Below are 25,632 nucleotides of genomic sequence, written 5' to 3'. Positions count from 1 at the left end.
AACGACGGACTCACGATGCAGCCTCTTTCCGACGAAGCACCGCTGGCCCTGTTCGAACTGCTTCACAGCGAGACGGCCGTCGCCTCCGGCGACCTGACGCTCGCGGTCAGGACCTGGGGCGACCCGGCCCGCTCGCCGGTCGTGCTCGTGCACGGCTACCCCGACGACAGCAGCGTCTGGCAGCACGTCGCGCCGCTGCTCGCGCGCAAGCACTACGTGATCGCCTACGACGTGCGCGGCGCGGGCCTGTCCGGCGTGCCGACGCGCACGGCCGACTACCACCTCGCGAAGCTGACCGACGACTTCATCGCGGTGATCGACACGCTCTGCCCCGGCCGCGCGGTGCACCTGATCGCGCACGACTGGGGCTCGATCCAGGGCTGGGAATTCGTCACGGATCCGCGGCTCGCCGGCCGCATCGCGTCATACACGTCGTGCTCGGGGCCGTGCCTCGACCACGTCGGCTTCTGGCTGCGCGAACGCGTGCTGCGGCCGACGCCCGCGTCGTTGGCCAAGCTCGGCGGCCAGCTCGCGCGCTCGTGGTACGTGGTCTTATTCCACCTGCCGTTCATCCCCGAGCTGAGCTGGCGGCTGTGGCTCGGCCGTGCATGGCCGGGCCTGCTGCGCCGGCTCGAGAAAACGCCGATCGCCCCGAGCGCGACACAGGCCGACGACGGCGCGCGCGGCGTGCGCCTCTATCGCGCGAACTTCATCCGCTGCCTGTTCGCACCGCGCGAGCGCTACGCGCACGCTCCCGTGCAGACGATCGTGCCGCTCGGCGACAAGTACGTGAGCCCGGCGCTGTCGGAGAACCTGTCGCGCTGGGTGCCGCGGTACTACCGCCGCGAAGTCGCGGCCGGCCACTGGCTGCCGCTCGCCGATCCCGCGCGCTTCGCGGGGCTCGCCGAGCAGCTGATCGACGCGGTCGAATCGGGCGACGAGCCGCCCGCGCTCGCGAACGCACGCCGGCGCGCGACCAGCGGCCGCTTCAGCGGCAAGGTCGTGGTCGTCACCGGCGCGGGCAGCGGCATCGGCCGCTGCGCGGCGCTCGCGTTCGCCCGCGAAGGCGCGACCGTCGTCGCGGGCGATATCGAACTCGCGAGCGCCGAGCGCACCGCGCTGCTGCTCGGGCTGATCGGCGCGCAGGCACACGCGAAATGCGTGGACGTCGGGTCCGCCGACGAGATGGAAGCGCTCGCGACGTGGGTCGGCAGCGAACTCGGCGGCGCGGACGTCGTGATCAACAACGCGGGCATCGGCATGGCCGGCGGCATTCTGGACACGACCGCCCACCACTGGGAGCGCATCCTGCACGTGAACCTGTGGGGCGTGATCCACGGCTCGCGACTGTTCGCCCAGCAGATGGCCGCGCGCGGCACCGGCGGCCACATCGTCAACACCGCGTCGGCCGCCGCGTTCGGGCCGTCGCGCGACCTGCCCGCCTACGCGACGACGAAAGCCGCCGTGCTGATGCTCAGCGAATGCATGCGTGCGGAACTCGCGGAGAAAGGCATCGGCGTGACGGCCGTGTGCCCGGGCTTCGCGGAAACCGGAATCATGGCGTCGACGCAATACGCGGGCGCCAACGCTCAGGACGAGGCACGGCTGCGCAAACGCGCGACGAAGCTGTACCAGATGCGCGGCCTGAAGCCAGAGACCGTCGCACAGGCGATGGTTGACGGCGTGCTGCGCAACCGGCCGGTCGTGGCGGTGGGCGCCGAGGCGCATGCGCTGCGCGTCGTCGGCCGCTTCATGCCGTGGCTCGGCCGGATGCTCGCCCGCATCGGCATGGCATCGCATTGACGGCGCAGGCTACCGCACAGGAACGGAGACACAGATGACCGCTACCGCCGACTATCACAAGATCAAGGCCCGGCACGTGAAGTTCGACTTCAGCGACACGCCGATCACGTGGGTGCCGAACGACCCGTGCAGCACGCACATCATCAACACGTTGAACCTGCTGTTCCCGGAAGGCGAGCTGTGGTTCTGCCGCGTGTACAACAAGGCGCTGCCGCACATCACCGATGCACGCCTGCGCGACGAAGCCGAAGGCTTCCTGCGCCAGGAAGCCGTGCATTCGCGCTCGCACGGCGGCGTGCTCAAGCACTACTACGACCGGCACGGGATCGACACGAAGCCGTTCACGCAGAAGCTGAACTGGCTGTTCACGCGCGTGCTCGGCGAAGCGCCGTTCGGGCTGAAGATCGGCCACACGCGCTTCTGGCTGCGGCAACAACTCGCGGTGATCGCATCGCTCGAACATTTCTTCGGCTATCTCGGCAACTGGGTGCTCAACGCGCACGGGCTCGACGAAGGCCACGCCGACCCGACGATGGTCGACCTGTTGCGCTGGCACGGCGCGGAGGAAGTCGAGCACCGCACCGTCGCGTTCGACATCTACAACCACGTGGGCGGCAACTACCCGGAGCGCTGCCTGCACATGGCGTTCGTGATCGTGCTGCTGCTCTACTTCATCACGAGCGGCGCAAGATTCATGTACCGGCGCGACCCGGCCGCGGGCCGCTATCCGGGTTTCGTGCTGTCGTGGTGGAAAGGTTCGCGGCGCGGCCACCTGCCGTCGTTCTGGAAAGTGATCGGCGCGGCGCTGCGCTATTTCAAGCCGGGCTATACGCCGCACCATGAAGGCTCGACCGAGCAGGCGCTCGCATATCTGGCCCGCTCGCCCGCCGCGCAGGCGGCCGCGCACGGCGGCAACTGGGGCACGACGAAGGGCGCGTGAACGGCTGCCCGAGCGAGGTCGGCAGCGGCTTTGTCACGGCCTCCGCGGGCGGCGCCCGCCGAAGTGCGTACAATCGCGGCTTCATTTCCCGGAGGTGCCGCGATGGCCATGAAGAAAACCGATCTAGAAAAGAACAAGGCGCTCAAGCTGACGCAAGCGATGAAGCAGTCGAACGCCGCACGCTTCGGCAAGGGCGCCGAGGAAGCGCCGAAGCTCGATCGCCGTGCGCAGCGCAAGCTCGACCAGGAACAGGGCCTCGTGCCGTTCGCGTGCAAGCTCAACGCCGATCTCGTCGAACAGCTGAAGGCGCGCGCCGCCACGCACCCGGAAGGGATGACGGGCCTGCTGTCCGAACTGCTCGTGAACGGCCTCGCCCAGCGCGACGCGTGATCGCCACGCATCTCGAAAATAGTCGTTGACAACGCAGGACGACATCGACAAACTCGTTCGCATGCCTACGTTCAAGCACATCGCCATCGCGAATCATTGCTCGATGAACATTCGAAAGAATGGATCACGGGAGGCGCTTGTGCGTTAGCATCCGAGCAGTACCGCATGTCACACAAGGCCTCACCGGAAACGGATGAGGCCTTTTTGTTCTGGTGCGCGTCATCCGTCCGGCTCAACGAATGGAGCAGACGATGGACCAGGCAAGCCCGTTGTTCGACCGTCCCGACCGTCCCGATACGCGCCGCAGTGGCGCGATCACGTTACCGACCGTCGTGATCCGTTTCGCGGTCGCGCCGCGCACGACCCTGACCTGGCGCGCGCCGAGCGATGCGGAAATTCGTGCGCACGGCGCGCCGCTGTGGATCACGCGGCCGCCGAGCGTCGACGATTTCTGGGTGCAACCCGGCGACGTGCTGCGCATCGCGCGCGGCGATCGCATCTGGCTCGGCACCGATGACGACCGGGCGGCCGAAGCGTCGATCACGACGGCGTACGTGCGGCGCGGCGAACGGCTGAGACGCACGCTCGCGCAAGTGCAACGTTTGCTCGTCGGACGATGGCGAAGAAGGGATTGACGATGCGTGCTGACGCGCGCAACGAGGCACCGGCGCGCGCGAAATTACCGCATCCGGAAACGGACGCACCGGCGGCGCACTGCGTCGCCGGTGCGCATCGAATCACGCGGCACGCCCATGCGTGCCGCGCGCGATCGCGCGCCGTGCGCAACAACCGTCACCTGCATTGCATGCATCAGCTTCAGGTGCTGGCGGCGAGACGCGGGCCCGTGCCACGGGGAGCGGAATCAAGATCGGGGCGTTGCGCGGCATGCGAGGTCACCCACGGGTCGATGCCTTGTTTTTGCACCTCCTCGAGGAATGACACGCGTGTACGCCAGTAATCCGCTTGTAATTTCGCATCGATGACGCGCTGTTCGGCTGTGAACAGTTCCATGCGCGCCGTCACGAGCATCGACGCAGCGGTTTTTTCCGGCGTGGGGGCGTGCCGCATCGCCCAACGGCTGATCCAGTTCAACATGCTGACCTCCGTGAATACGGACGAACCCGCATCGGGCAATCGCAATCGGTCGCGCCTGCCCGAATGCGCGGCGACCGTCACCACACTTCACCGCCTGGCCTGCACGGACTGCGACTCCCCCGCGTCGGCAATAACCGGCCGGCGTGTGTGCGCGGTGTATCTATCCTAGAAAGACTTGCCGGTTTACGCGATGACCTCTTGCAATCTTTTACACAGAAACCACAGTCGCGCCGGCATCGAGAAATGACAGTTGCGGACGGGACGGCTTCGGAGCAGGATAGCCCGATATCTGCACCCGCCCGGACCGACGAACGGCCGCCGCACGCCGCTGCGCACCCGCGCCGGCCACGCGCGCGTTCGCGCAGGCGGTGCGCCGGCCCCGCGTTCGTCCAGCATGCGGGCGCTCCATGGCAGTCGCATGTCATCGTGCGGCGTCCGCGCGTGCTTCATGCCGTTGCGCCCGCATCGGCCGACACGGCCCGCCCGCCGTCGAATCGTTTCCATCCTTTCTACCTGCCCGCTCCGTCCAAACCGGTAAAATGCGCGCCTTCCTCGCGCGGCCGGCCTGTCCGACCGTTCGTGCGAACGCAGCCGATCGTGCCCCGCAACTATATCGTCCGCGCTATCCGCGCTATTACAATCCGCCGATAGCGCGGCAATAGTGGCTGGTTACAGTACGCCGGCCGCGCGCTGCCGTTACAACAATTCGGCACAAACAACAAGCAACACGACAACCCGACCGGAGAAACGCCTTCATGGAATCCATCAAGCGGTATTTCGGCTTCGCTGAAGCCGGCACCGACTTCCGCACCGAAATACTCGCGGGCGTCACCACGTTCCTGACGATGGCTTACATCATCTTCGTCAACCCGGCGATCCTCGGCGACGCCGGCATGCCGAAGGAATCCGTGTTCGTCGCGACCTGCCTCGTCGCGGCGCTGGCGTCGCTCATCATGGGGCTGTACGCGAACTATCCGATCGCCTGCGCGCCGGGCATGGGCCTGAACGCGTATTTCGCGTACACGGTCGTCAAGGGGATGGGTTTCACGTGGCAGGCCGCGCTCGGCGCGGTGTTCATCTCCGGGTGCCTGTTTTTGCTCGTCACGCTGTTCCGCGTGCGCGAGGCGATCGTCAACGGCATTCCGAAATCGCTGCGCATCTCGATCACCGCCGGCATCGGCCTGTTCCTCGGCATCATCTCGCTGAAGACCTCCGGCGTGATCGTCGGCAGCCCGGCCACGCTCGTCACGCTCGGCGACCTGCACAAGCACGACACGATCCTCGCGATCATCGGCTTCTTCACGATCGTCACGCTCGACCATCTGCGCGTGCGCGGCGCGATCCTGATCGGCATCATCGGCGTGACGATCCTGTCGTTCTTCTTCGGCGGCAACCAGTTCCACGGCGTGTTCTCCGCGCCGCCGTCGATCGACGCGACGCTGTTCAAGCTCGACATCGGCGCCGCACTGTCGACCGGCATCATCAACGTGATCCTCGTGTTCTTCCTCGTCGAGCTGTTCGACGCGACCGGCACGCTGATGGGCGTCGCGAACCGCGCGGGCCTGCTCGTCGAAGGCAAGATGAACCGCCTGAACAAGGCGCTGCTCGCCGACAGCACCGCGATCGTCGCGGGCTCGGTGCTCGGCACGTCGTCGACCACCGCGTATATCGAAAGCGCATCGGGCGTGCAGGCCGGCGGCCGCACGGGCGTGACGGCGATCACCGTCGCGGTGCTGTTCCTCGCGTGCCTGTTCATCGCGCCGCTCGCCGGCGTCGTGCCGGCCTACGCGACCGCGCCCGCGCTGCTGTACGTGTCGTGCCTGATGCTGCGCGAGATGGTCGACGTGCCGTGGGACGATGCGACCGAAGCCGTGCCGGCCGCGCTCACCGCGCTGCTGATGCCGTTCACGTACTCGATCGCGAACGGCGTCGCGTTCGGCTTCATCTCGTATGGCGGCCTGAAGCTGCTGACGGGCCAGGCCCGCACGGTCAAGCCGGTCGTGTGGATCATCGCGGCCGTGTTCCTGTTCCGCTTCTTCTATCTCGGCAGCGAGTGACGCACGCGCATCGGTGCGATGCGCGATGAAACCGCGCCACCTTCGGGTGGCGTTTTTGTGGGGGTACGCGCATCACGCGTCCGCCTGCCGCAGTACCCAGTGCGCGAAGGTCTGCAGCGGACCGTCGCCCAGTTCCAGCGCGTCGGGCAAGACGAGACAGAAGCGCTTGACCACGCCTCGACCGTCGGGCCAGGGCGCCGCGAGCAATCCTTGCGCGATCTCGGCGTCGACATAGAGCCGCGGCACCAGCGCGACGCCGAGCCCGGCCAGCGCCGCCGCGATCAGCATCGAGTACAGATCGTAGCGCGCGCCGGCGGCCGGATTGTTCACCGGCAACCCCGTCTCCTGCACGTACGCCGACCATGCATCCGGCGTCTGGCGCTTGTGCAGGCGCGGCAGCGTGCCCAGCAACGCATCCGGATCCTCGCCCGCGAGCAGCGACGGATGGCAGACCGGCACCAGCACTTCCTCGCACAACCGGTACGTATGCATGCCGGCCCATGCCGGATGCTCGAAATGAATCGCCGCATCGAATCCGCTGCCGGCCAGTACGAACGGCTCGGCGCGATCGGCGAAATGCACGGTGATGTTCGGATGCCGCGTCTGGAAATCCTTGAGCCGTGGAATCAGCCAGCGCGTCGCAAACGTCGGCGTCACGGCGATATCCACGCTGCCGCCGTCGCCGGGCTGCCCCATCATGTACTGGCTGTCGCGCTCGAGCCGATCCAGCACTTCGCGAACCTGCGCCGCGTAGCGCGCGCCGTTCGGCGCGACCCGAACGCGGTTGCCGACCCGCTCGAACAGCGACACGCCCAGAAACATCTCCAGCCGGCCGATCTGCCTGCTGATCGCGCCTTCGGTCAGCGCCAACTCGTCGGCGGCACGCGCGAAGCTCCCGTGCCGCGCCGCGGCCTCGAATGCCATCAATGCCGAATTGCTCGGAATCCTGCGTCGCGTCACGATTGCTCCCGGTTCGACTCGCGTCGGTCATAGCTTGATCAAATGTCATTGAACGGTGATGAATCATCGTTTTTCGCCCGCTCACGGGCTAATTATCATGACAAAAACTCAACCAGTCGAGCGGCGACCCATCCCGAAGGCCGCTTGCTACCCGTGGAGGTGTGATGATCTATGCCGTTGAATGCAGCATCGCCGAGCCCGCCGTCGAAGCCGAGTGGAACGACTTCTACAGCCGCGTCAAACTGCCGGCGCTGATTTCCGTGCCCGGCTTTTGCACGTCGCAACGCTTTCGTGCCGTCGATGGCGACGGCCCCGTCTACCTTGCGCTGCACACGATCGAGAGCGCCGACGTGCTGACCTCGGCCGAGTACCGCGACAAAGGCGGCGGCAATTTCGCGCGCTGGCAGCCGCACATCGTCGAGTGGCGCCGCAACGTGTACGACAGCGCCGCACCGGCGCCGGCCGTCTCCGGCAATCAATGGCTGGCCGTTTGCGACAACGCTGCCCCGTTCGCACAAGCGGGAATCGCTGCCACAGCCCTGCATGCGATCGCGCTGGATTGCCTGCCGCCCGCTCGCTGGCTGGCCGTGCTGGATCAGGATCAGGCGCGGCTCGCGTCCGGCGCCGCGATCCGGCTTTATGCGCCGATCGGCGATCGGCTCGTCAGCGCGCCGGCGTCGACAACGGCACACTGACGGGAGGCCCGCCATGCCCAGCGTCACGATTTTCATCCCCGAGGCGAACATGCCGGCGAACGCGGCGCTCGACGGACTGTCGTCGGCCTGCGAGACGATCTGCACCGACGTGCTGAGCGCCGCGCCCGGCACGATTCACGTCGCCTATGTGCCGATCCGGCACGGCCGCGGACATCCGGTCAGCGCGGAGATTCGCTTTCGCATCGCATCGTTTCGCACCACTGAATTGATGGATCGGTTCATGGCCGAACTGGATCGCGAGATTCTCGGCCACACCGGATGCGTCGCACGCATCCGCTGCTTCGGCTACGACACCGCCCACCTTCACGCGCGACATTGACCCATGAGCACACTCATTCCCCGCCTGTCGTTTCCGCGTCGTCAGGTCGGCGATTTCTCGGTGACCGCGATCAGCGACGGCACGCTGACGGCCGGCCTCGACCTGCTGTCGAACATCGACGTGGACGAGGCGGCCGGCATCATGCATCGCGCGGGCATCCTCGCGCCGTCGGAGGTCAACATCAACTGCTATGTGATACGAGGGAAAGGCCGCACCGTGCTCGTCGACACCGGTGCCGGCGGCATCCGGAACTGGGGCGGCCGGTTGCGTGCGTCGCTGACGCACGCCGGTATCGATGCACGCGACATCGACACGGTCGTGCTGACGCACGCGCATCCCGACCACATCGGCGGTCTGCTCGACGCGGACGGACAGCCGGCCTTTGCGCAAGCGGCGGTACTCATTCATGAACGGGAACGCGCGTTCTGGCTGGACGACGACGCGTACGAACGGGCAAGTGAACGCTCACGCGTTAATTTCCAGATCGCACGGCGTGCCTTCGACGCTTATCACGCGCAACTCCGGACGATCGAGGCAGGCGACGTACTGCCCGGCATCGTCGCGGTGCCGCTACCGGGGCACACGCCGGGCCACACCGGCTATCGCGTTGAATCGCGCGGCGAGCGCCTGCTGATCTGGGGTGATCTCGTGCATTTCGCGCCGATCCAGGTCGCCCGGCCCGACGTGTCGATCGCGTTCGACCAGGATCCGTCGCAGGCTTTCGCGACGCGCGCGGCCACGCTCGCCGAAGTCGCTTCGGACACCATGTTGATTGCGGGCATGCACCTCGCCGACACGGGCTTCGCACGTATCGCGCGCACGAATGGTGCAACCGATGGCGCGTATGCGCTCATCGGGGCCGATTGACGGAAACGGAACGCAGGCACGCCATCGCGCCGCACGATGCTCGAATCGTGCCGCGCATCATCCCGCCCAAGCGGGACACGGGGCCCGCATGCGCCGATACGACACGGGCGCCGGTGTTCGGCGCCCGCTCCGTCGCTGCCCGGTCGTCCGGTTCAGCGCCAGTTCGCCTCGTAGAAGCGCACGTAGCCGCTGCGCAGCGTCAGGCATTGCGCGCGCGTCTCGGACAGCAGCCGCCGCGCGGCCGCCTCGATACGCTCGCGATGCTGATCGTACGCACCGACCATGTCCTCGAAGCGCGGCGACGCCGCACCGAAATGATCCTCCAGCGCCTCGGCGGTGATCTGACATTGGACGCGCTCGCCATTGACCAACGCCGTGAATCCAAGCATCAGGTCGCGCCCCGAATATTCGGGCTTCTCATTCGTGAAATGAATTTGCATGGGAGCCGCCTATCGGCCGGTAGAAAGCAAATGACCGCGTCCGTCGTCCGCTACCGGCCGGACGAAAAATGTACGCGGGCTCGCCGGCGGAGGCACCATCCGCGGAGGGTATGGCGCGGACAATGCATGCCGGTTGCATTCCACTTTAGACGGTTTCGCGCAGGAGGCAACATTTACGACACGCGTCGTTTCGACGCGCATTTCTCTGACCAGCGCAACATCCGACACCGTTTTCCGAATGGCGTCAGTGAGGGTCGGTGGGCCAGATATTCAGCGAGATCGCGGCGGTCGTGGCGCCTACCGCAATGGCGGCGGCCCCGTATTGCACCGCATCGGCCAAGTCGAACAGCAAACCATGGATCGCCACGGCAATGCCGCCCAGCATGATGAAGGTGGCGATGGCCGCCAGCACGACTCTCAGTTCCGTCCGAACCATGATGCGTCTCCCGAACGGATGCATGTCACGTCGCATGCATGTTGCGATGCGGAACACGGCGCGTGCGTGCTCCGCTTTCATCATTGCAGGCGGGTGCTTAAAAGCAAGGGGTTTTTATACTCAGTCGCACAACACGCGCCGCGCTTGTATGATGAGGCGATATCGATGGCGGCGGCCCGGGTGACGGATGGTGCGGTGCAAGGCGTCAAGGTGGGTCGATTGCGATGCAGGGGCCCAGACAAGCGCTGAAGTGCCGGGCTGGGTCGACTGCGAAGCGCGAGGCCCAAGTGAGCGCTGAAGCGCCAACTTTGGCCGACCGCGAAGCATGAGACCAGCGTAAGCGCTAAAGCGCTAACTCTGGCCGACCGCGAAGCATGGGGCCCAAGTAAGCGCTAAAGCGCTAACTCTGGCCGACAGGAGACAAGACATGCCTCAACCTTTCGTGCTGCCCGCCACCGCGGGCCGCAACGACCTGCTCGCGCAGGCGCATGCCCGTTCGACCGCGGTCGGCCTGCGCGCCAACGAGCGCCCCGATTTCTCGCCGCTGTCGCGCGTCGCGCTGCGCGAACTGCTCGACACGAACCACGCGCTGTTCGCGCACGCGCGCCCCGTGATGGAGAACCTGCACGCGCAGATCGCCGACACGCAAAGCCTCGTGCTGCTCACCGATGCCGACGGCGTGATCCTGCACAGCATCGGCGACGCGGACTTCATCGAGAAAGCCAACCGCGTCGCGCTGTGCACCGGCGTGTCGTGGGCCGAAGGCGCACGCGGCACCAATGCGATCGGCACCGCGCTCGCGTCGGGCCAGGCGCTCGCCGTGCATGGGTCCGAACACTTCCTGCGCGCGAACCATATCCTCACCTGCTCGTGCGCGCCGATCATCGACCCGTTCGGTCGCACGCTCGGCACGCTCGACGTGAGCGGCGACCCGCGCGGCTTCAGCCCCCATACGCTCGCGCTCGTGCGGATGTCCGCGCAACTGATCGAGAACCACCTGTTCGCGAACCAGTGCGCGGAAGCGCTGCGGCTGCGCTTCCATGCACACGAGGATTGCGTCGACTCGCTGTTCGCCGGGCTCGTCGCGTTCGGCCCCGACGGCGGGCTGATCGCCGCGAATCGCAGCGCGCAATTCCAGCTCGGCGCCACGTTCGATGCGTTGCAGCATCACGGCTGCGACGCACTGTTCGGGATGCACTTTGGCGAACTCGCGCAGCAGGCGGCCCGCGCCGCCGGCGCCCCGTTCCGCCTCACGCTGTCGACCGGCGTGCGCGTGCTCGCGCGCTGCGAATTCGCGGAAGCGCACAAGACGGCCATCGCCGTCTCGCCGCCCGCCCCCGCCGTGCGCATGCGCGCGCCGGACCCCGACGCCATCACGTTCGCGACGCTCGACACCGGCGATGCGCAGATGGCCGCCGTGCTCGAACGCGTCGCGAAGATCCGCGGACGCGACCTGCCGCTGCTGATCCTCGGCCAGACCGGCACCGGCAAGGAATGGCTCGCGCGTGCGCTGCATCAGGCGTCGCCGCGCGCGGACGGCCCGTTCGTCGCGGTCAACTGCGCGGCGCTGCCGGATTCGCTGATCGAGGCCGAACTGTTCGGCTACGAGGACGGCGCATTCACCGGCGCGCGCAAGCGCGGCAGCCCCGGCAAGATCGCGCAGGCCGACGGCGGCACGCTGTTTCTCGACGAAATCGGCGACATGCCGCTCGCGCAGCAGGTCAGGCTGATGCGCGTGCTGCAGGAGCGCGCGGTGATGCCGCTCGGCGGCGCCCGCGCGGTGCCGGTCGACGTGCGCGTGGTCTGCGCGACCCACCGCGACCTGCGCGCGATGATCGCGGAAGGCACGTTCCGCGAAGACTTGTTCTACCGGATCAACGGACTCGCGGTCACGCTGCCGGCGCTCGCCGCACGCACCGACCTGCCCGCGCTGGTCGAGCGGATCCTCGCGCGGCTCGCGCGCAGCGAACCGATGCCGGGCCGCGTCGCGGCCGACGTGCTCGACGCGTTCATGCGGCACCGCTGGCCCGGCAACCTGCGGCAAATGACCAACGTGCTGCGTACGGCCGGCATGCTCGCCGAGGACGAACCCGAAATCACGCTCGCGCACTTGCCCGACGATTTCTGGCTCGACTGCGACGACTCGCCCGCAGCGAAAGCACCGGCCGACACGCGCGCAGCGACGACGCTGCAGAGCCACCAGGCCGCGGTGATCGACGCGGTGCTCGCGCGGCATGGCGGCAACGTATCGGCCGCCGCGCGTGAGCTCGGGCTCGCGCGCAACACCGTGTACCGCTACCTGCGGCGACACTGACGTCGGGGCCGGCCGCTGACGGCTTCCGGTATGCTTGGCGCTTGCCTTGCCTTACCTTGTTGCCGCCCGCGCCGCCCGCTTCGACCCATGACCGATCCCGACCACCCGCCTCTCGTGCGCATCGAGCCGCTCGGCGCGACGTTCGACGCCCCAGATTCGCTGACGCTGCTCGAGGCCGCCGCATTCGCGCACGTCAGGCTGCCGCGTTCGTGCCGCAACGGCACGTGTCGAAGCTGCCTGTGCAGGATCGTCAGCGGAAGCGTACGCTACACGATCGAATGGCCGGGGCTGAGCCGCGAAGAAAAGGCCGACGGCTATACGCTGCCGTGCGTGGCCGTCGCAACCTCCGATGTCGTGCTCGACGTGCCCGATGCGGAGATGATCGACTGAATGCGGCGCGCGGCCGCGCGCCGTCCTGCAACGATGATGCCTGCCTGGAGAACGTGATGACCCAGCCAACCGATCGCATCGAGAAACAAACCCTGCTTGCCGCGCCGCTGGCGCGCGTGTGGGAAGCCGTCAGCAATGCCGGGGAATTCGGCACCTGGTTCGGCGTGACGTTCGACGGGCCGTTCGTGGCCGGCCAGTCGATGTTCGGCCGCATCACGCCCACGCTCGTCGACGACGACGTCGCCAAGGCACAGGAGCCGTACGCGGGCACGGTATTCGAAATCGTCGTCGATCGCGTCGAGCCGAAGCAACTGTTCTCCTTTCGTTGGCATCCGTTCGCGATCGATCCGAACTTCGACTACGCATCCGAGCCGATGACGCTCGTCAGCTTCACGCTCGCGGAAGCCAACGGCGGCACGCTGCTGACGGTCACCGAAACGGGTTTCGATCAACTGATCGAAGCGCGCCGTGCGAAGGCGCGCGAGATGAACGATCAGGGCTGGGCCGCCCAGATGATGCTGATCACGAAATACCTGGCGAAGCACGCCTAGCGCGGATAGCGCGCCACCACGCCGCATGCCCCGGCCGACATGTGCATCGACGTGCGTGGCATAATCCGCTCCATCGTCGCCCTTACGCCGCCGCGCACCGCATGCTGAGTCGTCGACTCCGGAAGATCGTCAGTCTGATCGGGATGCTCGCCATCCTGATGACCGAGCTCGCGCCGACGATCTCGCAGGCGCTGACCACACACGATCGCGTCGACGCGCTGCTTGCCGGTTACTGCACGGCCGGGCCGGCTGGCGGCGACCACGCCGGCGATGCGTCGTCGAAGAGTCTGCAGGCCCATCTGCAGGCTTGCGGCTACTGCAACCTGCTTGCCCATACGCCTGCGCTGCCCGCGCCCGAACTCACGTTCGCGGCCCACGTTCACCTCCTCCAGCATCGCGCGGCCACCCGCTTCGAAAGCCTGCGCCGCGCACTGCCGCTCACGGCTGCGCAACCGCGCGCCCCACCGTTCGCATCCTGATTCGTCGTCACCGCGCGTGATGCCGTAGCGCATCGCGCCGTCCGCACGCGCGCTGCGCGTGCATGCCGTGTCACGTTTCGAAGGACGCTCATGTTCGACCCTATTGCTCGCGGCGTCGTGCCGTGCATGCGCTCGCCCGCTTCCGGCGGTCACGCTTGCGCGACCACGCGGCCGCGCGTCGAATGCATCGTTCTCCTTGTCATTTCCAACAGGATCATCCCGTCATGAAAACCACTGCATTCCTGCGCGGCGCACTCGTCGCACTCGGCTTCGTCATCGCACAGGCCGCGCATGCGCACGCGCACCCGAAAACCATGGAACCGGCCGCCGACGCCACGTTGTCGAGCGCGCCGCAAGCGGTCGCGATCGACTTCAGCGAAACGCTCGAGCCCGCATTCAGCTCGATCGCGGTCACCGACAGCCACGGCCAGTCGGTCGCCGACGGGAAATCCGCGGTCGACGCCGGCAACCGGAAGCGAATGCATGTTGCGCTGACCGATCTTTCGGCCGGCACGTATACGGTCGCGTGGATCGCGGTGGCAAGCGACGGCCATCGCACGCAGGGCCGCTATACGTTCACGCTGAAGTAACGCATACGCGACCCGCTTCCCTACCCGATCAGGAACACACTCGATGAAACGCTCGATTCCGACCAGCCTGCTGTTTGCACTGCTCGCGCTCCAGGCACCCGCCACGTTCGCCGCGTCGCCCGTACAGGCCGACGCGTGCTGGATCCGCACGATGCCGGCGACGGTGCCGTCGTCCGGCTACTTCACGCTGAAGAACGATGGCGACAAGCCCGCCACACTCACGAGCATCGATACGCCCGCGTTCGGGATGGCGATGATCCACGAAACGCAGACGGCCGGCAGTACCGCGAAGATGGTTCACGTCGACGCGGTCGACGTGCCCGCGCACGGCACGGTGACATTCAAGCCGAAGAGCTATCACGTGATGCTGGAGGAACCGCGCCAGCCGGTCGCGCCCGGCGCGAAGGTGCCGTTCCGGCTGCATTTCGCCGACGGCTCGACGGTGTCCGTGACCTGCGACGCGAAGGCGCCGTCCTACGCGGGCCAGTAACGCCGCATACGCAACGATCGAGGAGAAACGCACATGAGGAAAGAACGCTTGCCGCTGGCTGACCTGATCGTCCGCTACCGGACGCCGCTGAATGTCGCCGTGTTGATCGTCTGCGGGTTATGGGCGGCGTGGATCGCATGGATCACGCGGCCGGCGGCGATCGATACGCCGTCGTCGATCGCTGCGTACTGCGTGCGCGGCGGGAGCTGATCGCCGGCACCGCCACGCAACCCCGTCAGGCCGTCGACGCAGCCAATACGGCCGACACCTCGCCGAACGAAGGCCGCGCGTCGATATCCTCGTTCAGACAGGCGGCCGCCAACGCGTCGAGTGCATGCGAACCTTCCCATGCACGCGGCTCGCACCGCGCCAACAACTCGCCGAGCAGATAACCGAACGCCCTGACTTCCAGCCGTTCGAGCCGCGCCGCGCGCACGCGGTCGTTCACGTCGTACACCGACGCCGCGCCGAAATCGCCGAGCAGCGCGCCGCCCTTGCCGTCGTGCAGGATGTTGTGCGCGTACAGGTCGCCGTGCATGATGCCGCGTGCGTGCAGATGCGCGGCGACCGACGCGATGCCGAGCGCGATCCGCGCTGCCGCGGCCGGCTCGAATCGCGCGTCGGCCGCATACACGTCGCGCGTACAGGACGCGAAGCTCGGTGGCCCGGCAAGGTTCGTCAGCGCCGGATCGACCAGTTCCATCACGAGCCCGTGCGTGCCGTCCGGATGACCGCGTACCTTGCCGATCACCGGAATCATGTTCGGGTGGCGGCCGGCGTGCAGGCAGGCGGCCATTTCGCAGTCGGGCAGCCCGTCGCTCGTCACCGCGCCCTTGAACAGCTTGACCGCGACCGCTCGCGGCGCGTGGCCGTCCGGGCGCCACTGCGCGCGGTAGATGACGCCCGATGCGCCTTCGCCGAGCTTCTGGTCGCAGGCGAGCGACGTCCAGTCGATGTCCGCGACGCCCGGCTCGGCCGACGCGGCTGCCTCCGGCGCGGCACCGAACGGGTTGCCCGCGGACGCGAGCCATGCGAGGCGCGGCAGACGCAGCAGCCACTCCGGCAGCGCGTCGAGCCGGTTCGCCGACAACCGGACCAGTTCGAGCGAACGACAGGCGGCCATTTCGGCGGGCAACGCACGGAGCCGGTTGCCCGCGAGCATCAGCTTCTGCAAGCGTGAACAATCGCCGATATCGGCCGGCAGTTCGTCGATTGCGTTGTCGGTCAGGATCAGCCAGCGCAGCGCGCGCGGCAGCGAACCGCGCGGCACCGTGCGGATCAGGTTCGCCTTGAAGCCGATCATGTCGAGCTGCGCACACGTGCCGAGGACTTCGGGAAATTCGGTGAAGTCGTTGCCGGACGCGAACAGGATGCGCAGGCGATGCAGCCGCGACAGGTCGTCCGGCAGCGCGGACAGCGCATTGCCGGACAGGTCGAGCACTTCGAGCGTGTCCGCCAGATCGAAGATCTCGCGCGGAAATTCGGTCAGCCCGCACGCGAGCTTGAGTTGCCGGGCGCCCGCCAGCTGGCCGGTCTGCAGTTGTTCGAGGGTTTGGGTCACGGGAGAAAACGGGTGGCGGTAGTTGCGAGGATTATCGGCGTCGATCGGACGAATTCTACCGGGATCGATCGCGCGCCCGGACACGACTTTGTCATGCCCCCTTCACAAACGCGCAATGTGACGCTAGAATTGCGCCCCTGCAGTGCCGACGTGGTGAAATTGGTAGACACGCTATCTTGAGGGGGTAGTGGCGAAAGCTGTGCGAGTTCGAGTCTCGCCGTCGGCACCAAACACGGTTTCTCCGTGTTTCGGGCATGTGCAAAAAACCGCGACAGCGCAACGCTTCGCGGTTTTTTTGTTTCCAGGACGTTGCCCGGGCCGTTATCCGACCCACGACCTGATATTCGCGCGCATCGCGCCGACCGAGATCCCGTAGCGCTCGTGCAGCGTCGGCAACGCGCCCGCGGCGAGATACGCATCCGGCAGCGCGATCTGGCGGAACGGTACGGCAATGCCGGCTCCAAGCAATGCAGTCGCCACCGCTTCGCCGAGTCCGCCGATCACCGTATGGTTCTCCGCGACGATCACCATGCGTTCCTTGCGCGATGCCTCGCGAACGATGGTCGCCGTATCGAGCGGCTTGATCGTCGGCACGTGCAGCACGGCCACATCGACGCGATCCGCTTCAAGCGCCTTCGCGACCTCGAGCGCGCGCATCGTCATGATCCCGGACGAGATCAGCAGTACGTCGTTGCCGTCGCGCAGCAGCTTGGCCTTGCCGAGTTCGAAACGGTAATCGTATTCGTCGAGCACGACCGGCACGTTTCCACGCAGCAGGCGCGCATAGACCGGCCCCTTGTGCGCGGCAATCGCCGGCACCATCTGCTCGATGTCGAGCGCGTCGCACGGATCGATCACCGTCATGTTCGGCATCGCACGCATCAGCGCAAGGTCCTCTGCCGCCTGATGGCTCGGCCCGTAGCCGGTCGTGAGTCCCGGCAACGCACACACCAGCTTCACGTCGAGATTGTCCTCGGCGATCGCCTGGTGAATGAAGTCGTATGCCCGGCGTGTCGCGAACACCGCATAGGTCGTGACGAACGGCTGCGCACCTTCGTGCGCGAACCCGGCGGCGGCACCCATCAGCAATTGCTCCGCCATGCCCATCTGGTAGTAACGCTCCGGAAATTCCTTCGCGAAAATGTGCAGGTCGGTGTACTTGCCAAGATCGGCCGTCATGCCGATCACGTTGCCGTTCGCGCGTGCAAGACTCGCCAGCGCATGGCCGAACGGGGCGGAGCGCGTCGCCTGCCCCTCGGCCGCGATCGACGCGATCATCGCGGAAGTCTTCAGGCGCGGCTTGTTGTCGACGGTACTCATGCGTGTCTCCCTGCTTCGAGTGCGTCGAGCGCGAGCTTCCACTCGTGTGCGTCGACGCGAATGAAATGGCTCTTCTCGCGTGCTTCGAGGAACGGCACGCCGCACCCCATCTTCGTGTCGCAGACGATGATGCGCGGCTGCGGCTTGGCATGCCGGCGCGCATTGTCGAACGCGCGCTTCACCGCATCGATGTCGTTGCCGTCGACGCGTTGCGTGTACCAGCCGAACGCCTCGAGCTTGTCGACCAGCGGCTCGAACGCCATGACTTGCGTCGACGGGCCATCGGCCTGCTGGTTGTTCACATCGACGATCGCGATCAAATTGTCGAGCTTCCAGTGCTCGGCCGACATGAGCCCCTCCCAGATCGCGCCTTCGTCGAGTTCGCCGTCCGAAAACAGCGTATAGACGAACGCATCCGAGCCCTTGCGCTTGAGACCGAGGCAACGGCCGACCGCGATCGTCAGGCCCTGCCCGAGCGAACCGCCGGACATCTCCATCCCGGGCGTGTAGCTCGCCATTCCGGACATCGGCAAGCGACTGTCGTCGCTGCCGTAGGTTTCGAGTTCGTCTGCTGGCAGGATGCCGGCTTCGAACAGCGCCGCATACAGCGCGATCGCATAGTGGCCGTTCGACAGCAGGAAGCGGTCGCGCCCTTCCCACTCGGGATCGTCGGGGCGATAACGCATCGCGCCGAAATACGCGACGGCCAGCACGTCGGCGATGTCGAGCGCCTGGCCGACATAGCCCTGGCCCTGCACTTCGCCCATCAGCACGGCGTTTCTTCGGATGCGGTATGCGCGCTCGGCGAGCGTGACCGCTTCATGGACGGTTTCGGTATCCATCGATAGCTCCAGTTTGGGATCACAAGGAATCGGGCGATCAGCGGTTGACGGATCGGGGCACCAGGAACACCAGCAGTGCGCCGACCGTGATCGCGGCGGAGATGAAGAGCAGCCCCGCGGTCGACTTGCCGGTCAGGTCGTTCAGCCAGCCGACGATCGCCGGGGAAAAGAAGCCCGCCAGGTTCGCGAAGCAGTTGACCGCGGCGATCCCGGCGGCTGCCGACATCCCGCCCAGCAGCGCCGTCGGCAGCGACCAGAACTGCGACGACGACGCGAGGATGCCGGCGGACGCAATGCTCAGGCACACGATCGACGCACCGACGCTGCCGAGCAGCGGCAACGTCGCGAAGCCCGCCGCGGCGATCAGCATCGGCGCCGCCAGATGGAAGCGGCGCTCACGGCGGCGATCCGCACTGATGCCGATCAGCGGCAGCGCGACGATTGCACACGCATACGGAACCGCGGTGAACAGGCCGACCCACAGCGGATCGGCGACACCTGCCTTGCGAATGATCGTGGGCAGCCAGAACGTGAGCCCGTACTGCCCGAGCACGACGCAGAAATAGATCGCGGCCATCAGCCACAGGCGGCGGTCGGCGACGAATGCACGAATCGACAGATGGGCGGTCGTGTGCTCGGCATCCGCCGACACGTTGCGCGTCAGCAAGGCTTTTTCGGCGTCGGTCAGCCATTTCGCGCCGGCGATGCCGTCGTCGAGATACAGCAGGATCGCGAAGCCGAGCACCAACGAAGGCAGCGCCTCGAGCAGGAACAGCCACTTCCAGCCCGCCATCGACATCGCGCCGTGCAGCGAGTGCATGATCGCGCCCGACAGCGGGCCGCCGATGATCCCGGCGAGCGGAATCGCCATGAAGAACATCGACAGCGCCTTCGCGCGACGCGCCGACGGAAACCAGTACGTGAGGTACAGGATCACGCCCGGCGCAAAACCCGCCTCGGCGACGCCGAGCAAAAACCGCAGCGCATAGAATGCGGCGGGCGACTTGACGAACACGAAGCTGGCCGAAATCACGGCCCACGTCAGCATGATGCGCGCGAGCCAGCGGCGCGCGCCGACGCGATGCAGGATCAGGTTGCTCGGGACTTCGAACAGAAAGTAGCCGAGAAAGAAAATGCCTGCGCCCATCCCGTATACCGTCTCGCTGAAGCGCAGATCGTTGAGCATCTGCAGTTTCGCGAATCCGACGTTGACGCGGTCGAGATACGCGCCCAGGTAGCACAACATCAGGAACGGGATCAGCCGGCGCGCGACCTTCGCATAAGTGGCCGCTTCGAACGTCCGTGCATCGTCCCGTTGCAGCATGTCGCCCTGAACCGGCGATGCGGGGTACTTTGCTCTCATCTTTGTCTCCTGCCATGGCCCCGGGTTGTCCCGGGTGCATGATGGTCGGCGCCGCGCGCTTCGCGGCGCCGTTCTCAGTGAATCAGCATCCCGCCATTGACGTCGAGCGTGATGCCCGTCAGGTAGCTCGACAGGTCGCTCAGCAGGAACAGGCATGCATTGGCGACATCGGCGGCATCGCCGAGGCGGCCGAGCGGAATGCCCTTGATGATCTCCTCGCGCATTTCCGGCGTCAGCTTGTCCCCGGTGATGTCGGTCTGGATCAGGCCCGGCGTGATCGAATTGATGCGGATATGGTCGGCGCCGAATTCACGTGCCATCGCCTTCGCGAGGCCGAGCACGCCGGCCTTGGCGGCGCTGTAGTGCGGCCCGCCGAAGATGCCGCCGCCGCGCTGCGCGGACACCGACGACATGCAGACGATGCTGCCGCCACGCTGCTCCTTCATCGCGGGCAGCACCGCTTGCGACATGTACAGCGTGCCGCGCAGGTTCACGTCGACGATCGCATCGAAGTCGCGCCCGGAGATGTCCAGCGTGCGCACGGGCTGCGTGATGCCGGCGTTGTTCACGAGGCCGTCGATACGCCCATAGCGCTCCAGCGTCGCGCGGGCCGCGGCCACGCACGCATCGCGATCGGTCACGTCGCAAGCCAGCCCGAGATGGCCCGTCCCGAGTTCGGCGGCAGCCGCCTCGGCGTCTTCGCGACGAAGGTCGAGAATCGCAATGCGCGCGCCGTGGGCAGCGAGCGCGCGGGCGGTGGCCTTGCCGATGCCGCGCGGCGACGCCGCGCCGGTCACGATGATGGTCTTGTTGTCGAGCAACATCGTTCGTCTCCTGTGTTGATGTGTGTCCAGAGTGTCGGCTCGCCCGACACCCGCATCAACGCGGAAACGCTCAGCCATAGTTGAGAAAATTTCAGATGACGCCGCGCGGTCCGTCGCGGCGTGCTGCAACGCAATATTGCGTACGGACCAGAGGCGCTTCGCTCAGCTCGCCCGCCCGTGGCCCGCGACCTCCCGCTCGATCCACGCGAGGAAGCGCTTCACGCGCGGCAGTTCGGCGTTCTGCCGCGGGCAAACGAGATGATGCGCGCCGACTTCGACCGCATGGGTTGCGTCGAACACCGGCACCAGCAACCCTTCGCGAATCTTCACCGACGCAAGCATCAGGCTTTCGAGCGCGATGCCGAGGCCCAGTGCCGCGGTTTCGAGCGACATGTACGAGCGGTCGAATGAAAAATCGAAGGTCTTCTGAGCGGCGAGCGGTACGCCGGCCCGGCCGAACCACTGCTTCCACTGCACCAGCGGCGTTTCGGAATAGATCAGCCGATGCGCGAGCAGGTCTTCCGGCGCCTTCACCGGGTGCCGCTCGAGGTAGTGCGGCGACGCGAGCGGCGCAATGAACTCGCCGCGCACCGTTCGGACCTCGAGGTTGTCCCAGTTGCCGTAGCCGTGCCGGACGTCGATATCGTAAAAGCCGTTCGAGAACGATACGTTTTCGTAAGAGCACGCCAGATTCAGCTGGATATCGCCGTTCGCCTCCTGAAACGACGACAGCCGCGGCAGCAGCCACATCAACCCGAAGCTCGGGCTCGAATGCACGCGCAGGATGTCCACTTCCGTGCGGCTGGACGCACGCTCGGTTGCGCGGCTCAAGTCGGCGAGCGACCCGGTGACGTCCGTCAGGTAGCGCTCGCCGGTCGGCGTGAGGACGAGGCCGCGCCCCGAGCGCTGGAACAACGGCTGACCGATCTGCGATTCGAGGTTGCTGAGCTGGTGGCTCACGGCGGACGCGGTCAGGCCGAGCTCTTCCGCCGCGCGATTGACGCTTTTGGTCCGGGCGACACTTTCGAACGCGATGATGGCCTTGAGCGGCGGGATGCGCATGTTGGAATCCGTTGAAGAGAGCAGTTCGCCCGACGGGCCGGTGTCGGCGTCGCGGCATCGGGCGGGTAAAGGCGATTCGGTCGTTCGCGCGTCAATTCTAGAACGCCGGTCGCGAAGTGGTCGTTCCTCGCGTGCTTCCCCGCCGGCGAAAAGTGCCGGCCACGGACAGGCGGCTTTCACGTGCGTTCGATCGCGGATACCCTTTCATCTTCGCATTCGCATCGCCACTCATCCGGTAGAGGCTCCCCCATGAAACCCCGAATCAGTGTGCTGACCCTCGGCGTCGACGATCTCGACGCCGCCGTGACGTTCTATCGCGACGGGCTGGGTTTGCCGACGCAAGGCATCATCGGCACCGAGTTCGAACACGGCGCAGTCGCCTTTTTCGACTTCCAGAACGGACTGAAGCTCGCGCTGTTCGAGCGCGGCAACATCGCGCACGACGCCGGGCTGCCGGTGACGGCGCGCAGCGCGACCGAGTTCACGATCGGGCACAACGTCGCGAGCGAGCACGAAGTCGATGACGTGATGCGGCAAGCGCTTGCCGCCGGCGCCCGGTTGGTCAAGCCGGCCGGAAAGACTTTCTGGGGCGGTTATGCAGGGTACTTCCAGGATCCGGACGGGCATCTGTGGGAAATCGTCTTCAATCCGGAGTTGATGCCGGGCGATTGACGGCCGCCGCCGCATTGTCCCGAGCGAATACTGCCCGTCACAGCAACGGCAACACCGCCCGAATATGCTCCGCAAACGCCGCCGTCAAATGCGACGGCCGCTTCCGGTCGAAGCGCAGCGTAATGCCCACCGCCGGCAGCGGCGGCAGCCCGCGATCGCCGGCGAGGATCGCCAGATCGGCCGGCACCGCCGTCTGCGTCATCACCGCGAACGCCTGCCCCGAACGCACCAGGGCGATCAGCCCGGCAAGGCTGCTGCTCGCATACGCGACGCGATAGTCGCGGCCGGCGCGGTTCAGCGTGTCGCAGGCTGCGATGTGATCGAGCGTATCGGGATCGGAAAGCGCGAGCGGCAACGGATCGAACTGCGCGGCATCGAGGCCCGGATAACCGATCCAGACCAGTTGCTCGCGACGGATGACGTCGTCGGTCGATCCGTCGTCCGGCAATGAAATCATCGCGAGATCGACCGCACGCTTGTCGAGCTGTTCGAGCAACCGCGGCGTCGGCCCGCACACGACCTCGACGATCGCCTGCGGATGCTGGCTCGAAAACTGCCGCAACAGCGACGGCAGCCACACTTGCGCGTAATCGTCTGGACACCCGAACCGGATGCTGCCCGACAACCCCGTGCCGCACAGGTCGGCCATCGCCTCGTCATGCTGCCGCAGGATGCGCTGCGCATGCACGAGCAGCCGCTCGCCCGGGTGCGTCAGCACCACGCCGCGCCCGGTGCGCTGGAACAGCGGCTGGTCGACGCTTTCCTCGAGCCGGCGCATCTGCTGGCTGAGCGCCGACTGCGTGCGGCCGACCCGCGCCGCCGCGCGGCTGAGCGAGCGCACCTCGGCGATGACGACGAACGAGCGCAGCAGGTCGATTTCGAGCGAGCGTCCCAAGGTATTAGCTCCCTTTCTACCTTGCATAAGAAGTATTCGTTTCCATAAAACCAGACCGGCGCCTAGACTGCAACCGATCCTTGGCCCTGTCCGGAGAAGCCCGATGTCCCTGAACGACGACGCAACCTTCTGGCACAACGCCAGGCAGCATCTGATCCGCTACGGCGGCACGTTCGAGCCGATGATCATCGAGCGCGCGCAAGGCAGCTTCGTCTACGACGCCGACGGCCGCGCGATCCTCGATTTCACGTCGGGCCAGATGAGCGCGGTGCTCGGCCACTGCCATCCGGAGATCGTCTCCGTCATCAGCGAATACGCGGGCAAGCTCGATCACCTGTTCAGCGGGATGCTGTCGCGCCCGGTCGTCGACCTTGCGACGCGCCTCGCCGACATCACGCCGCCCGGGCTCGATCGCGCGCTGCTGCTGAGCACCGGCGCGGAATCGAACGAAGCGGCGATCCGGATGGCGAAGCTCGTCACTGGCAAGTACGAGATCGTCGGCTTCGCGCAGTCGTGGCACGGGATGACGGGCGCGGCGGCGTCCGCCACGTACAGCGCCGGCCGCAGGGGTGTCGGCCCGGCGGCCGTCGGCTCGTTCGCGATTCCGGCGCCGTTCACGTACCGGCCGCGCTTCGAGCGCGGCGGCACGTACGACTATCTCGCCGAACTCGACTACGCATTCGACCTGATCGACCGTCAGTCGAGCGGCAACCTCGCTGCGTTCATCGCGGAGCCGATCCTCAGCTCCGGCGGCATCATCGAATTGCCGGAAGGCTACATGGCGGCGCTCAAGCGCAAGTGCGAGGCGCGCGGGATGCTGCTGATTCTCGACGAAGCGCAAACCGGCGTCGGGCGCACCGGCACGATGTTCGCGTGCCAGCGCGACGGCGTGACACCCGACATCCTCACGCTGTCGAAGACGCTCGGCGCGGGGCTGCCGCTCGCGGCCGTCGTCACGTCCGCGCAAATCGAGGAGCGCGCGCACGAACTGGGCTACCTGTTCTATACGACGCACGTGTCGGATCCGCTGCCGGCCGCGGTCGGCCTGCGCGTGCTCGACGTGGTGCAGCGCGACGGCCTCGTCCAGCGCGCGAACGTGATGGGCGACCGGCTGCGGCGCGGGCTGCTCGACCTGATGGAGCGCTTCGACTGCATCGGCGACGTGCGCGGACGCGGGCTGCTGCTCGGCGTCGAGATCGTCAAGGATCGCTGGACGAAGGAGCCGGCGGACGGGCTCGGCGCGAAGATCACGCGCGAATGCATGAAGCTCGGGCTCAGCATGAACATCGTGCAGTTGCCCGGCATGGGCGGCGTGTTCCGGATCGCGCCGCCGCTGACCGTCAGCGACGAAGAGATCGATCTCGGCCTGTCGCTGCTGGAGCAGGCGATCGCGCGCGCGCTGTAACGCCCCGCCCTACCGCGCACGCGCCGCCGCGCCGGTTCGAATGGCCGGCGCGACGGCTCGTGGTGTCCGGTCGATCAATGCGCTTCGGCCGCCCACGCTTCGGCATCGGCGCCGGCCGGAATGCGCATCGGGCACGCCGGATCGGTGGCCGCACGCCACACGGCTTCGGCAACGTCCCGCGCATGGGTAATCGGCGCGGATTCGTCGACCATGCGCTTGAAGGCCCCCGCCGCAAACTCCGCATAAGCCTCGTGCTCGAAGCCGTGCATGTGCACGCGCGCGTTGTCGGCGAAACGGGTGTCCGGTGCACGGCCCGGTAGCACGAGACGCGCGCGCACGCCGAACGGTTCGAGCTCGAGCGCCATCGATTCGGTGTACGCATTAACTGCCGCCTTGCTGGCGCGATAGGCGGCGACCAGCGGCAGCACCTTCAGCGTGACGCTCGACGTGACGTTCACGACGACGCCGGCCCCGCGCCGGCGCAACTGCGGCAGCACGGCTTCCGTCACCGCGATCGTGCCGATCGTGTTGGTCTCGAACAGCGCGCGCACGGTGTCGAGCGGCATCAGTTCGGCCGGCGCGGCCGCGCCGAAACCCGCATTGTTGACGAGTACGTCGATCGGGCCGGCGGCGTCGATCGCCGCGCGGATGCTGTCGGGGTTCGTGACATCGAGCGCCAGCACGCGCAGGTGCTCCGAAGGCGGCAGGACGTCGTCGCGCGGCGTGCGCATCGTCGCGACGACCTGCCAGTCGCGGGCCAGGAAATGACGGGCGATCTCGAGGCCGAAGCCGGAGGAACAGCCGGTGATCAATACGGTCTTCATGCGAACTCACTCCTGTGACGTGTTGGG

The 25,632-nt window shown here is 66.8% G+C and carries 29 protein-coding genes and 1 tRNA gene; 18 read left to right on the top strand and 12 right to left on the bottom strand.

Translation table 11 applies throughout. From position 1 onward, the window contains the following. Nucleotides 1–15 precede the first annotated feature (15 nt). The 4 genes from SB771_RS16575 to SB771_RS16560 all read left to right on the top strand — a co-directional run bounded on the left by SB771_RS16575 (nucleotide 16) and on the right by SB771_RS16560 (nucleotide 3,768). Nucleotides 16–1,803 carry an SDR family oxidoreductase gene (locus SB771_RS16575; protein WP_175658877.1) on the top strand — a complete coding sequence of 596 codons (1,788 nt, stop codon included), beginning with the start codon at nucleotides 16–18 and terminating at the stop codon, nucleotides 1,801–1,803. Between the two features lie 34 nt (nucleotides 1,804–1,837). Next, nucleotides 1,838–2,743: a metal-dependent hydrolase gene (locus tag SB771_RS16570; protein ID WP_175658876.1), complete on the top strand. Its 906-nt coding sequence runs from the start codon at nucleotides 1,838–1,840 to the stop codon at nucleotides 2,741–2,743. Nucleotides 2,744–2,845: 102 nt separating this feature from the next. After that, a complete protein-coding gene (locus tag SB771_RS16565) occupies nucleotides 2,846–3,133 on the top strand; it encodes a hypothetical protein (RefSeq protein ID WP_006749455.1) in 288 nt (95 codons plus the stop codon). 251 nt (nucleotides 3,134–3,384) lie between these two features. Continuing rightward, the gene (locus tag SB771_RS16560; RefSeq protein ID WP_175658875.1) at nucleotides 3,385–3,768 is read left to right on the top strand and encodes a DUF2917 domain-containing protein; all 384 of its coding nucleotides are present in this window, start codon (nucleotides 3,385–3,387) and stop codon (nucleotides 3,766–3,768) included. Nucleotides 3,769–3,949: 181 nt separating this feature from the next. Here the strand turns inward: SB771_RS16560 and SB771_RS16555 are convergent, their stop codons facing one another. Then, complete coding sequence (locus SB771_RS16555) at nucleotides 3,950–4,228, bottom strand: hypothetical protein (protein WP_175658874.1); 279 nt, start codon at nucleotides 4,226–4,228, stop codon at nucleotides 3,950–3,952. A 755-nt stretch (nucleotides 4,229–4,983) separates the two neighbouring features. On the opposite strand from SB771_RS16555, the gene SB771_RS16550 reads away from it, so the two are divergent. Beyond that, entirely contained in the window at nucleotides 4,984–6,285 is a 1,302-nt protein-coding gene (locus SB771_RS16550; RefSeq protein WP_011659376.1) for an NCS2 family permease, read from the top strand. 72 nt (nucleotides 6,286–6,357) lie between these two features. On the opposite strand, the gene SB771_RS16545 is transcribed toward SB771_RS16550, so the two are convergent. Beyond that, entirely contained in the window at nucleotides 6,358–7,209 is an 852-nt protein-coding gene (locus tag SB771_RS16545; RefSeq protein ID WP_175659731.1) for a LysR substrate-binding domain-containing protein, read from the bottom strand. Between the two features lie 200 nt (nucleotides 7,210–7,409). On the opposite strand from SB771_RS16545, the gene SB771_RS16540 reads away from it, so the two are divergent. Genes SB771_RS16540 through SB771_RS16530 form a run of 3 tightly spaced genes read left to right on the top strand, consistent with a single transcriptional unit; the run spans nucleotide 7,410 to nucleotide 9,147 of the window. Next, nucleotides 7,410–7,940: a sugar ABC transporter gene (locus SB771_RS16540; protein ID WP_175658873.1), complete on the top strand. Its 531-nt coding sequence runs from the start codon at nucleotides 7,410–7,412 to the stop codon at nucleotides 7,938–7,940. 13 nt (nucleotides 7,941–7,953) lie between these two features. Beyond that, nucleotides 7,954–8,280, top strand: a complete 327-nt coding sequence (locus SB771_RS16535; protein ID WP_175658872.1) for a hypothetical protein — start codon at nucleotides 7,954–7,956, stop codon at nucleotides 8,278–8,280. Nucleotides 8,281–8,283: 3 nt separating this feature from the next. Further along, nucleotides 8,284–9,147 carry an MBL fold metallo-hydrolase gene (locus SB771_RS16530; protein WP_175658871.1) on the top strand — a complete coding sequence of 288 codons (864 nt, stop codon included), beginning with the start codon at nucleotides 8,284–8,286 and terminating at the stop codon, nucleotides 9,145–9,147. A gap of 152 nt (nucleotides 9,148–9,299) precedes the next feature. On the opposite strand, the gene SB771_RS16525 is transcribed toward SB771_RS16530, so the two are convergent. Beyond that, nucleotides 9,300–9,587: a DUF1488 domain-containing protein gene (locus SB771_RS16525; protein ID WP_011659381.1), complete on the bottom strand. Its 288-nt coding sequence runs from the start codon at nucleotides 9,585–9,587 to the stop codon at nucleotides 9,300–9,302. A 244-nt stretch (nucleotides 9,588–9,831) separates the two neighbouring features. Further along, complete coding sequence (locus SB771_RS16520) at nucleotides 9,832–10,023, bottom strand: DUF2964 family protein (RefSeq protein WP_041491684.1); 192 nt, start codon at nucleotides 10,021–10,023, stop codon at nucleotides 9,832–9,834. Nucleotides 10,024–10,450: 427 nt separating this feature from the next. Between SB771_RS16520 and SB771_RS16515 the strand changes: the two genes are divergently transcribed. From SB771_RS16515 to SB771_RS16485, 7 genes are all read left to right on the top strand, one after another. Further along, entirely contained in the window at nucleotides 10,451–12,337 is a 1,887-nt protein-coding gene (locus SB771_RS16515; RefSeq protein WP_175658870.1) for a sigma-54-dependent Fis family transcriptional regulator, read from the top strand. 87 nt (nucleotides 12,338–12,424) lie between these two features. Further along, nucleotides 12,425–12,727, top strand: a complete 303-nt coding sequence (locus SB771_RS16510) for a 2Fe-2S iron-sulfur cluster-binding protein (RefSeq protein ID WP_011659384.1) — start codon at nucleotides 12,425–12,427, stop codon at nucleotides 12,725–12,727. A 56-nt stretch (nucleotides 12,728–12,783) separates the two neighbouring features. Then, complete coding sequence (locus tag SB771_RS16505) at nucleotides 12,784–13,278, top strand: SRPBCC family protein (protein ID WP_175658869.1); 495 nt, start codon at nucleotides 12,784–12,786, stop codon at nucleotides 13,276–13,278. 101 nt (nucleotides 13,279–13,379) lie between these two features. Then, nucleotides 13,380–13,757, top strand: a complete 378-nt coding sequence (locus SB771_RS16500; RefSeq protein ID WP_175658868.1) for a DUF2946 domain-containing protein — start codon at nucleotides 13,380–13,382, stop codon at nucleotides 13,755–13,757. Between the two features lie 224 nt (nucleotides 13,758–13,981). Further along, complete coding sequence (gene copC, locus SB771_RS16495; protein WP_175658867.1) at nucleotides 13,982–14,347, top strand: copper homeostasis periplasmic binding protein CopC; 366 nt, start codon at nucleotides 13,982–13,984, stop codon at nucleotides 14,345–14,347. Nucleotides 14,348–14,390: 43 nt separating this feature from the next. Further along, on the top strand, nucleotides 14,391–14,837 hold the full coding sequence (locus tag SB771_RS16490) for a copper chaperone PCu(A)C (RefSeq protein ID WP_175658866.1): 447 nt from the start codon (nucleotides 14,391–14,393) through the stop codon (nucleotides 14,835–14,837). Between the two features lie 33 nt (nucleotides 14,838–14,870). Next, complete coding sequence (locus SB771_RS16485) at nucleotides 14,871–15,047, top strand: hypothetical protein (protein ID WP_175658865.1); 177 nt, start codon at nucleotides 14,871–14,873, stop codon at nucleotides 15,045–15,047. A gap of 25 nt (nucleotides 15,048–15,072) precedes the next feature. On the opposite strand, the gene SB771_RS16480 is transcribed toward SB771_RS16485, so the two are convergent. Next, the gene (locus SB771_RS16480) at nucleotides 15,073–16,398 is read right to left on the bottom strand and encodes a leucine-rich repeat-containing protein kinase family protein (RefSeq protein ID WP_175658864.1); all 1,326 of its coding nucleotides are present in this window, start codon (nucleotides 16,396–16,398) and stop codon (nucleotides 15,073–15,075) included. 144 nt (nucleotides 16,399–16,542) lie between these two features. On the opposite strand from SB771_RS16480, the gene SB771_RS16475 reads away from it, so the two are divergent. Next, nucleotides 16,543–16,627: transfer RNA gene (locus tag SB771_RS16475), tRNA-Leu, on the top strand. 92 nt (nucleotides 16,628–16,719) lie between these two features. Here the strand turns inward: SB771_RS16475 and SB771_RS16470 are convergent. The 5 genes from SB771_RS16470 to SB771_RS16450 form a co-directional block, all read right to left on the bottom strand. Beyond that, nucleotides 16,720–17,718 (bottom strand): transketolase family protein, encoded by a 999-nt coding sequence (locus SB771_RS16470; RefSeq protein ID WP_175658863.1) that lies wholly within the window; start codon nucleotides 17,716–17,718, stop codon nucleotides 16,720–16,722. Beyond that, on the bottom strand, nucleotides 17,715–18,560 hold the full coding sequence (locus SB771_RS16465) for a transketolase (protein WP_175658862.1): 846 nt from the start codon (nucleotides 18,558–18,560) through the stop codon (nucleotides 17,715–17,717). The genes SB771_RS16470 and SB771_RS16465 overlap by 4 nt, the downstream gene beginning before the upstream one ends. Nucleotides 18,561–18,597: 37 nt before the next feature. Then, nucleotides 18,598–19,923, bottom strand: a complete 1,326-nt coding sequence (locus tag SB771_RS16460; RefSeq protein ID WP_175658861.1) for an MFS transporter — start codon at nucleotides 19,921–19,923, stop codon at nucleotides 18,598–18,600. Between the two features lie 74 nt (nucleotides 19,924–19,997). Further along, complete coding sequence (locus SB771_RS16455; protein ID WP_175658860.1) at nucleotides 19,998–20,747, bottom strand: SDR family NAD(P)-dependent oxidoreductase; 750 nt, start codon at nucleotides 20,745–20,747, stop codon at nucleotides 19,998–20,000. 162 nt (nucleotides 20,748–20,909) lie between these two features. Then, the gene (locus SB771_RS16450; RefSeq protein WP_175659730.1) at nucleotides 20,910–21,809 is read right to left on the bottom strand and encodes a LysR substrate-binding domain-containing protein; all 900 of its coding nucleotides are present in this window, start codon (nucleotides 21,807–21,809) and stop codon (nucleotides 20,910–20,912) included. 249 nt (nucleotides 21,810–22,058) lie between these two features. Here SB771_RS16450 and SB771_RS16445 point away from each other — a divergent pair, with 249 nt between their 5' ends. Beyond that, nucleotides 22,059–22,481 (top strand): VOC family protein, encoded by a 423-nt coding sequence (locus tag SB771_RS16445; RefSeq protein ID WP_175658859.1) that lies wholly within the window; start codon nucleotides 22,059–22,061, stop codon nucleotides 22,479–22,481. A gap of 37 nt (nucleotides 22,482–22,518) precedes the next feature. Here the strand turns inward: SB771_RS16445 and SB771_RS16440 are convergent, their stop codons facing one another. Then, nucleotides 22,519–23,403, bottom strand: a complete 885-nt coding sequence (locus SB771_RS16440; RefSeq protein ID WP_175658858.1) for a LysR family transcriptional regulator — start codon at nucleotides 23,401–23,403, stop codon at nucleotides 22,519–22,521. A gap of 76 nt (nucleotides 23,404–23,479) precedes the next feature. Here SB771_RS16440 and SB771_RS16435 point away from each other — a divergent pair, with 76 nt between their 5' ends. Beyond that, nucleotides 23,480–24,781 (top strand): aspartate aminotransferase family protein, encoded by a 1,302-nt coding sequence (locus SB771_RS16435; RefSeq protein WP_175658857.1) that lies wholly within the window; start codon nucleotides 23,480–23,482, stop codon nucleotides 24,779–24,781. A 74-nt stretch (nucleotides 24,782–24,855) separates the two neighbouring features. On the opposite strand, the gene SB771_RS16430 is transcribed toward SB771_RS16435, so the two are convergent. After that, entirely contained in the window at nucleotides 24,856–25,605 is a 750-nt protein-coding gene (locus SB771_RS16430; RefSeq protein WP_175658856.1) for an SDR family oxidoreductase, read from the bottom strand. Nucleotides 25,606–25,632 lie beyond the last annotated feature (27 nt).

The sequence above is a fragment of the Burkholderia sp. SIMBA_051 genome (assembly GCF_046534915.1).
GTDB lineage: Bacteria > Pseudomonadota > Gammaproteobacteria > Burkholderiales > Burkholderiaceae > Burkholderia > Burkholderia ambifaria.
Note: the sequence above shows the minus strand (reverse complement) of the source record. Positions and strands in the feature narration are given on the sequence as shown.

What these genes read in the sequence shown, in the direction of transcription:
- SB771_RS16470 (WP_175658863.1), bottom strand. Translation starts at nt 17,718, where the DNA reads ATGAGTACCGTCGACAACAAGCCGCGCCTGAAGACTTCCGCGATGATC.
- SB771_RS16535 (WP_175658872.1), top strand. Translation starts at nt 7,954, where the DNA reads ATGCCCAGCGTCACGATTTTCATCCCCGAGGCGAACATGCCGGCGAAC.
- SB771_RS16510 (WP_011659384.1), top strand. Translation starts at nt 12,425, where the DNA reads ATGACCGATCCCGACCACCCGCCTCTCGTGCGCATCGAGCCGCTCGGC.
- SB771_RS16500 (WP_175658868.1), top strand. Translation starts at nt 13,380, where the DNA reads ATGCTGAGTCGTCGACTCCGGAAGATCGTCAGTCTGATCGGGATGCTC.
- SB771_RS16575 (WP_175658877.1), top strand. Translation starts at nt 16, where the DNA reads ATGCAGCCTCTTTCCGACGAAGCACCGCTGGCCCTGTTCGAACTGCTT.
- SB771_RS16555 (WP_175658874.1), bottom strand. Translation starts at nt 4,228, where the DNA reads ATGTTGAACTGGATCAGCCGTTGGGCGATGCGGCACGCCCCCACGCCG.
- copC (WP_175658867.1), top strand. Translation starts at nt 13,982, where the DNA reads ATGAAAACCACTGCATTCCTGCGCGGCGCACTCGTCGCACTCGGCTTC.
- SB771_RS16545 (WP_175659731.1), bottom strand. Translation starts at nt 7,209, where the DNA reads ATGGCATTCGAGGCCGCGGCGCGGCACGGGAGCTTCGCGCGTGCCGCC.
- SB771_RS16435 (WP_175658857.1), top strand. Translation starts at nt 23,480, where the DNA reads ATGTCCCTGAACGACGACGCAACCTTCTGGCACAACGCCAGGCAGCAT.
- SB771_RS16460 (WP_175658861.1), bottom strand. Translation starts at nt 19,923, where the DNA reads ATGAGAGCAAAGTACCCCGCATCGCCGGTTCAGGGCGACATGCTGCAA.
- SB771_RS16550 (WP_011659376.1), top strand. Translation starts at nt 4,984, where the DNA reads ATGGAATCCATCAAGCGGTATTTCGGCTTCGCTGAAGCCGGCACCGAC.
- SB771_RS16485 (WP_175658865.1), top strand. Translation starts at nt 14,871, where the DNA reads ATGAGGAAAGAACGCTTGCCGCTGGCTGACCTGATCGTCCGCTACCGG.
- SB771_RS16520 (WP_041491684.1), bottom strand. Translation starts at nt 10,023, where the DNA reads ATGGTTCGGACGGAACTGAGAGTCGTGCTGGCGGCCATCGCCACCTTC.
- SB771_RS16440 (WP_175658858.1), bottom strand. Translation starts at nt 23,403, where the DNA reads ATGCAAGGTAGAAAGGGAGCTAATACCTTGGGACGCTCGCTCGAAATC.
- SB771_RS16515 (WP_175658870.1), top strand. Translation starts at nt 10,451, where the DNA reads ATGCCTCAACCTTTCGTGCTGCCCGCCACCGCGGGCCGCAACGACCTG.
- SB771_RS16490 (WP_175658866.1), top strand. Translation starts at nt 14,391, where the DNA reads ATGAAACGCTCGATTCCGACCAGCCTGCTGTTTGCACTGCTCGCGCTC.
- SB771_RS16450 (WP_175659730.1), bottom strand. Translation starts at nt 21,809, where the DNA reads ATGCGCATCCCGCCGCTCAAGGCCATCATCGCGTTCGAAAGTGTCGCC.
- SB771_RS16530 (WP_175658871.1), top strand. Translation starts at nt 8,284, where the DNA reads ATGAGCACACTCATTCCCCGCCTGTCGTTTCCGCGTCGTCAGGTCGGC.
- SB771_RS16525 (WP_011659381.1), bottom strand. Translation starts at nt 9,587, where the DNA reads ATGCAAATTCATTTCACGAATGAGAAGCCCGAATATTCGGGGCGCGAC.
- SB771_RS16570 (WP_175658876.1), top strand. Translation starts at nt 1,838, where the DNA reads ATGACCGCTACCGCCGACTATCACAAGATCAAGGCCCGGCACGTGAAG.
- SB771_RS16565 (WP_006749455.1), top strand. Translation starts at nt 2,846, where the DNA reads ATGGCCATGAAGAAAACCGATCTAGAAAAGAACAAGGCGCTCAAGCTG.
- SB771_RS16505 (WP_175658869.1), top strand. Translation starts at nt 12,784, where the DNA reads ATGACCCAGCCAACCGATCGCATCGAGAAACAAACCCTGCTTGCCGCG.
- SB771_RS16445 (WP_175658859.1), top strand. Translation starts at nt 22,059, where the DNA reads ATGAAACCCCGAATCAGTGTGCTGACCCTCGGCGTCGACGATCTCGAC.
- SB771_RS16540 (WP_175658873.1), top strand. Translation starts at nt 7,410, where the DNA reads ATGATCTATGCCGTTGAATGCAGCATCGCCGAGCCCGCCGTCGAAGCC.
- SB771_RS16560 (WP_175658875.1), top strand. Translation starts at nt 3,385, where the DNA reads ATGGACCAGGCAAGCCCGTTGTTCGACCGTCCCGACCGTCCCGATACG.
- SB771_RS16465 (WP_175658862.1), bottom strand. Translation starts at nt 18,560, where the DNA reads ATGGATACCGAAACCGTCCATGAAGCGGTCACGCTCGCCGAGCGCGCA.
- SB771_RS16455 (WP_175658860.1), bottom strand. Translation starts at nt 20,747, where the DNA reads ATGTTGCTCGACAACAAGACCATCATCGTGACCGGCGCGGCGTCGCCG.
- SB771_RS16430 (WP_175658856.1), bottom strand. Translation starts at nt 25,605, where the DNA reads ATGAAGACCGTATTGATCACCGGCTGTTCCTCCGGCTTCGGCCTCGAG.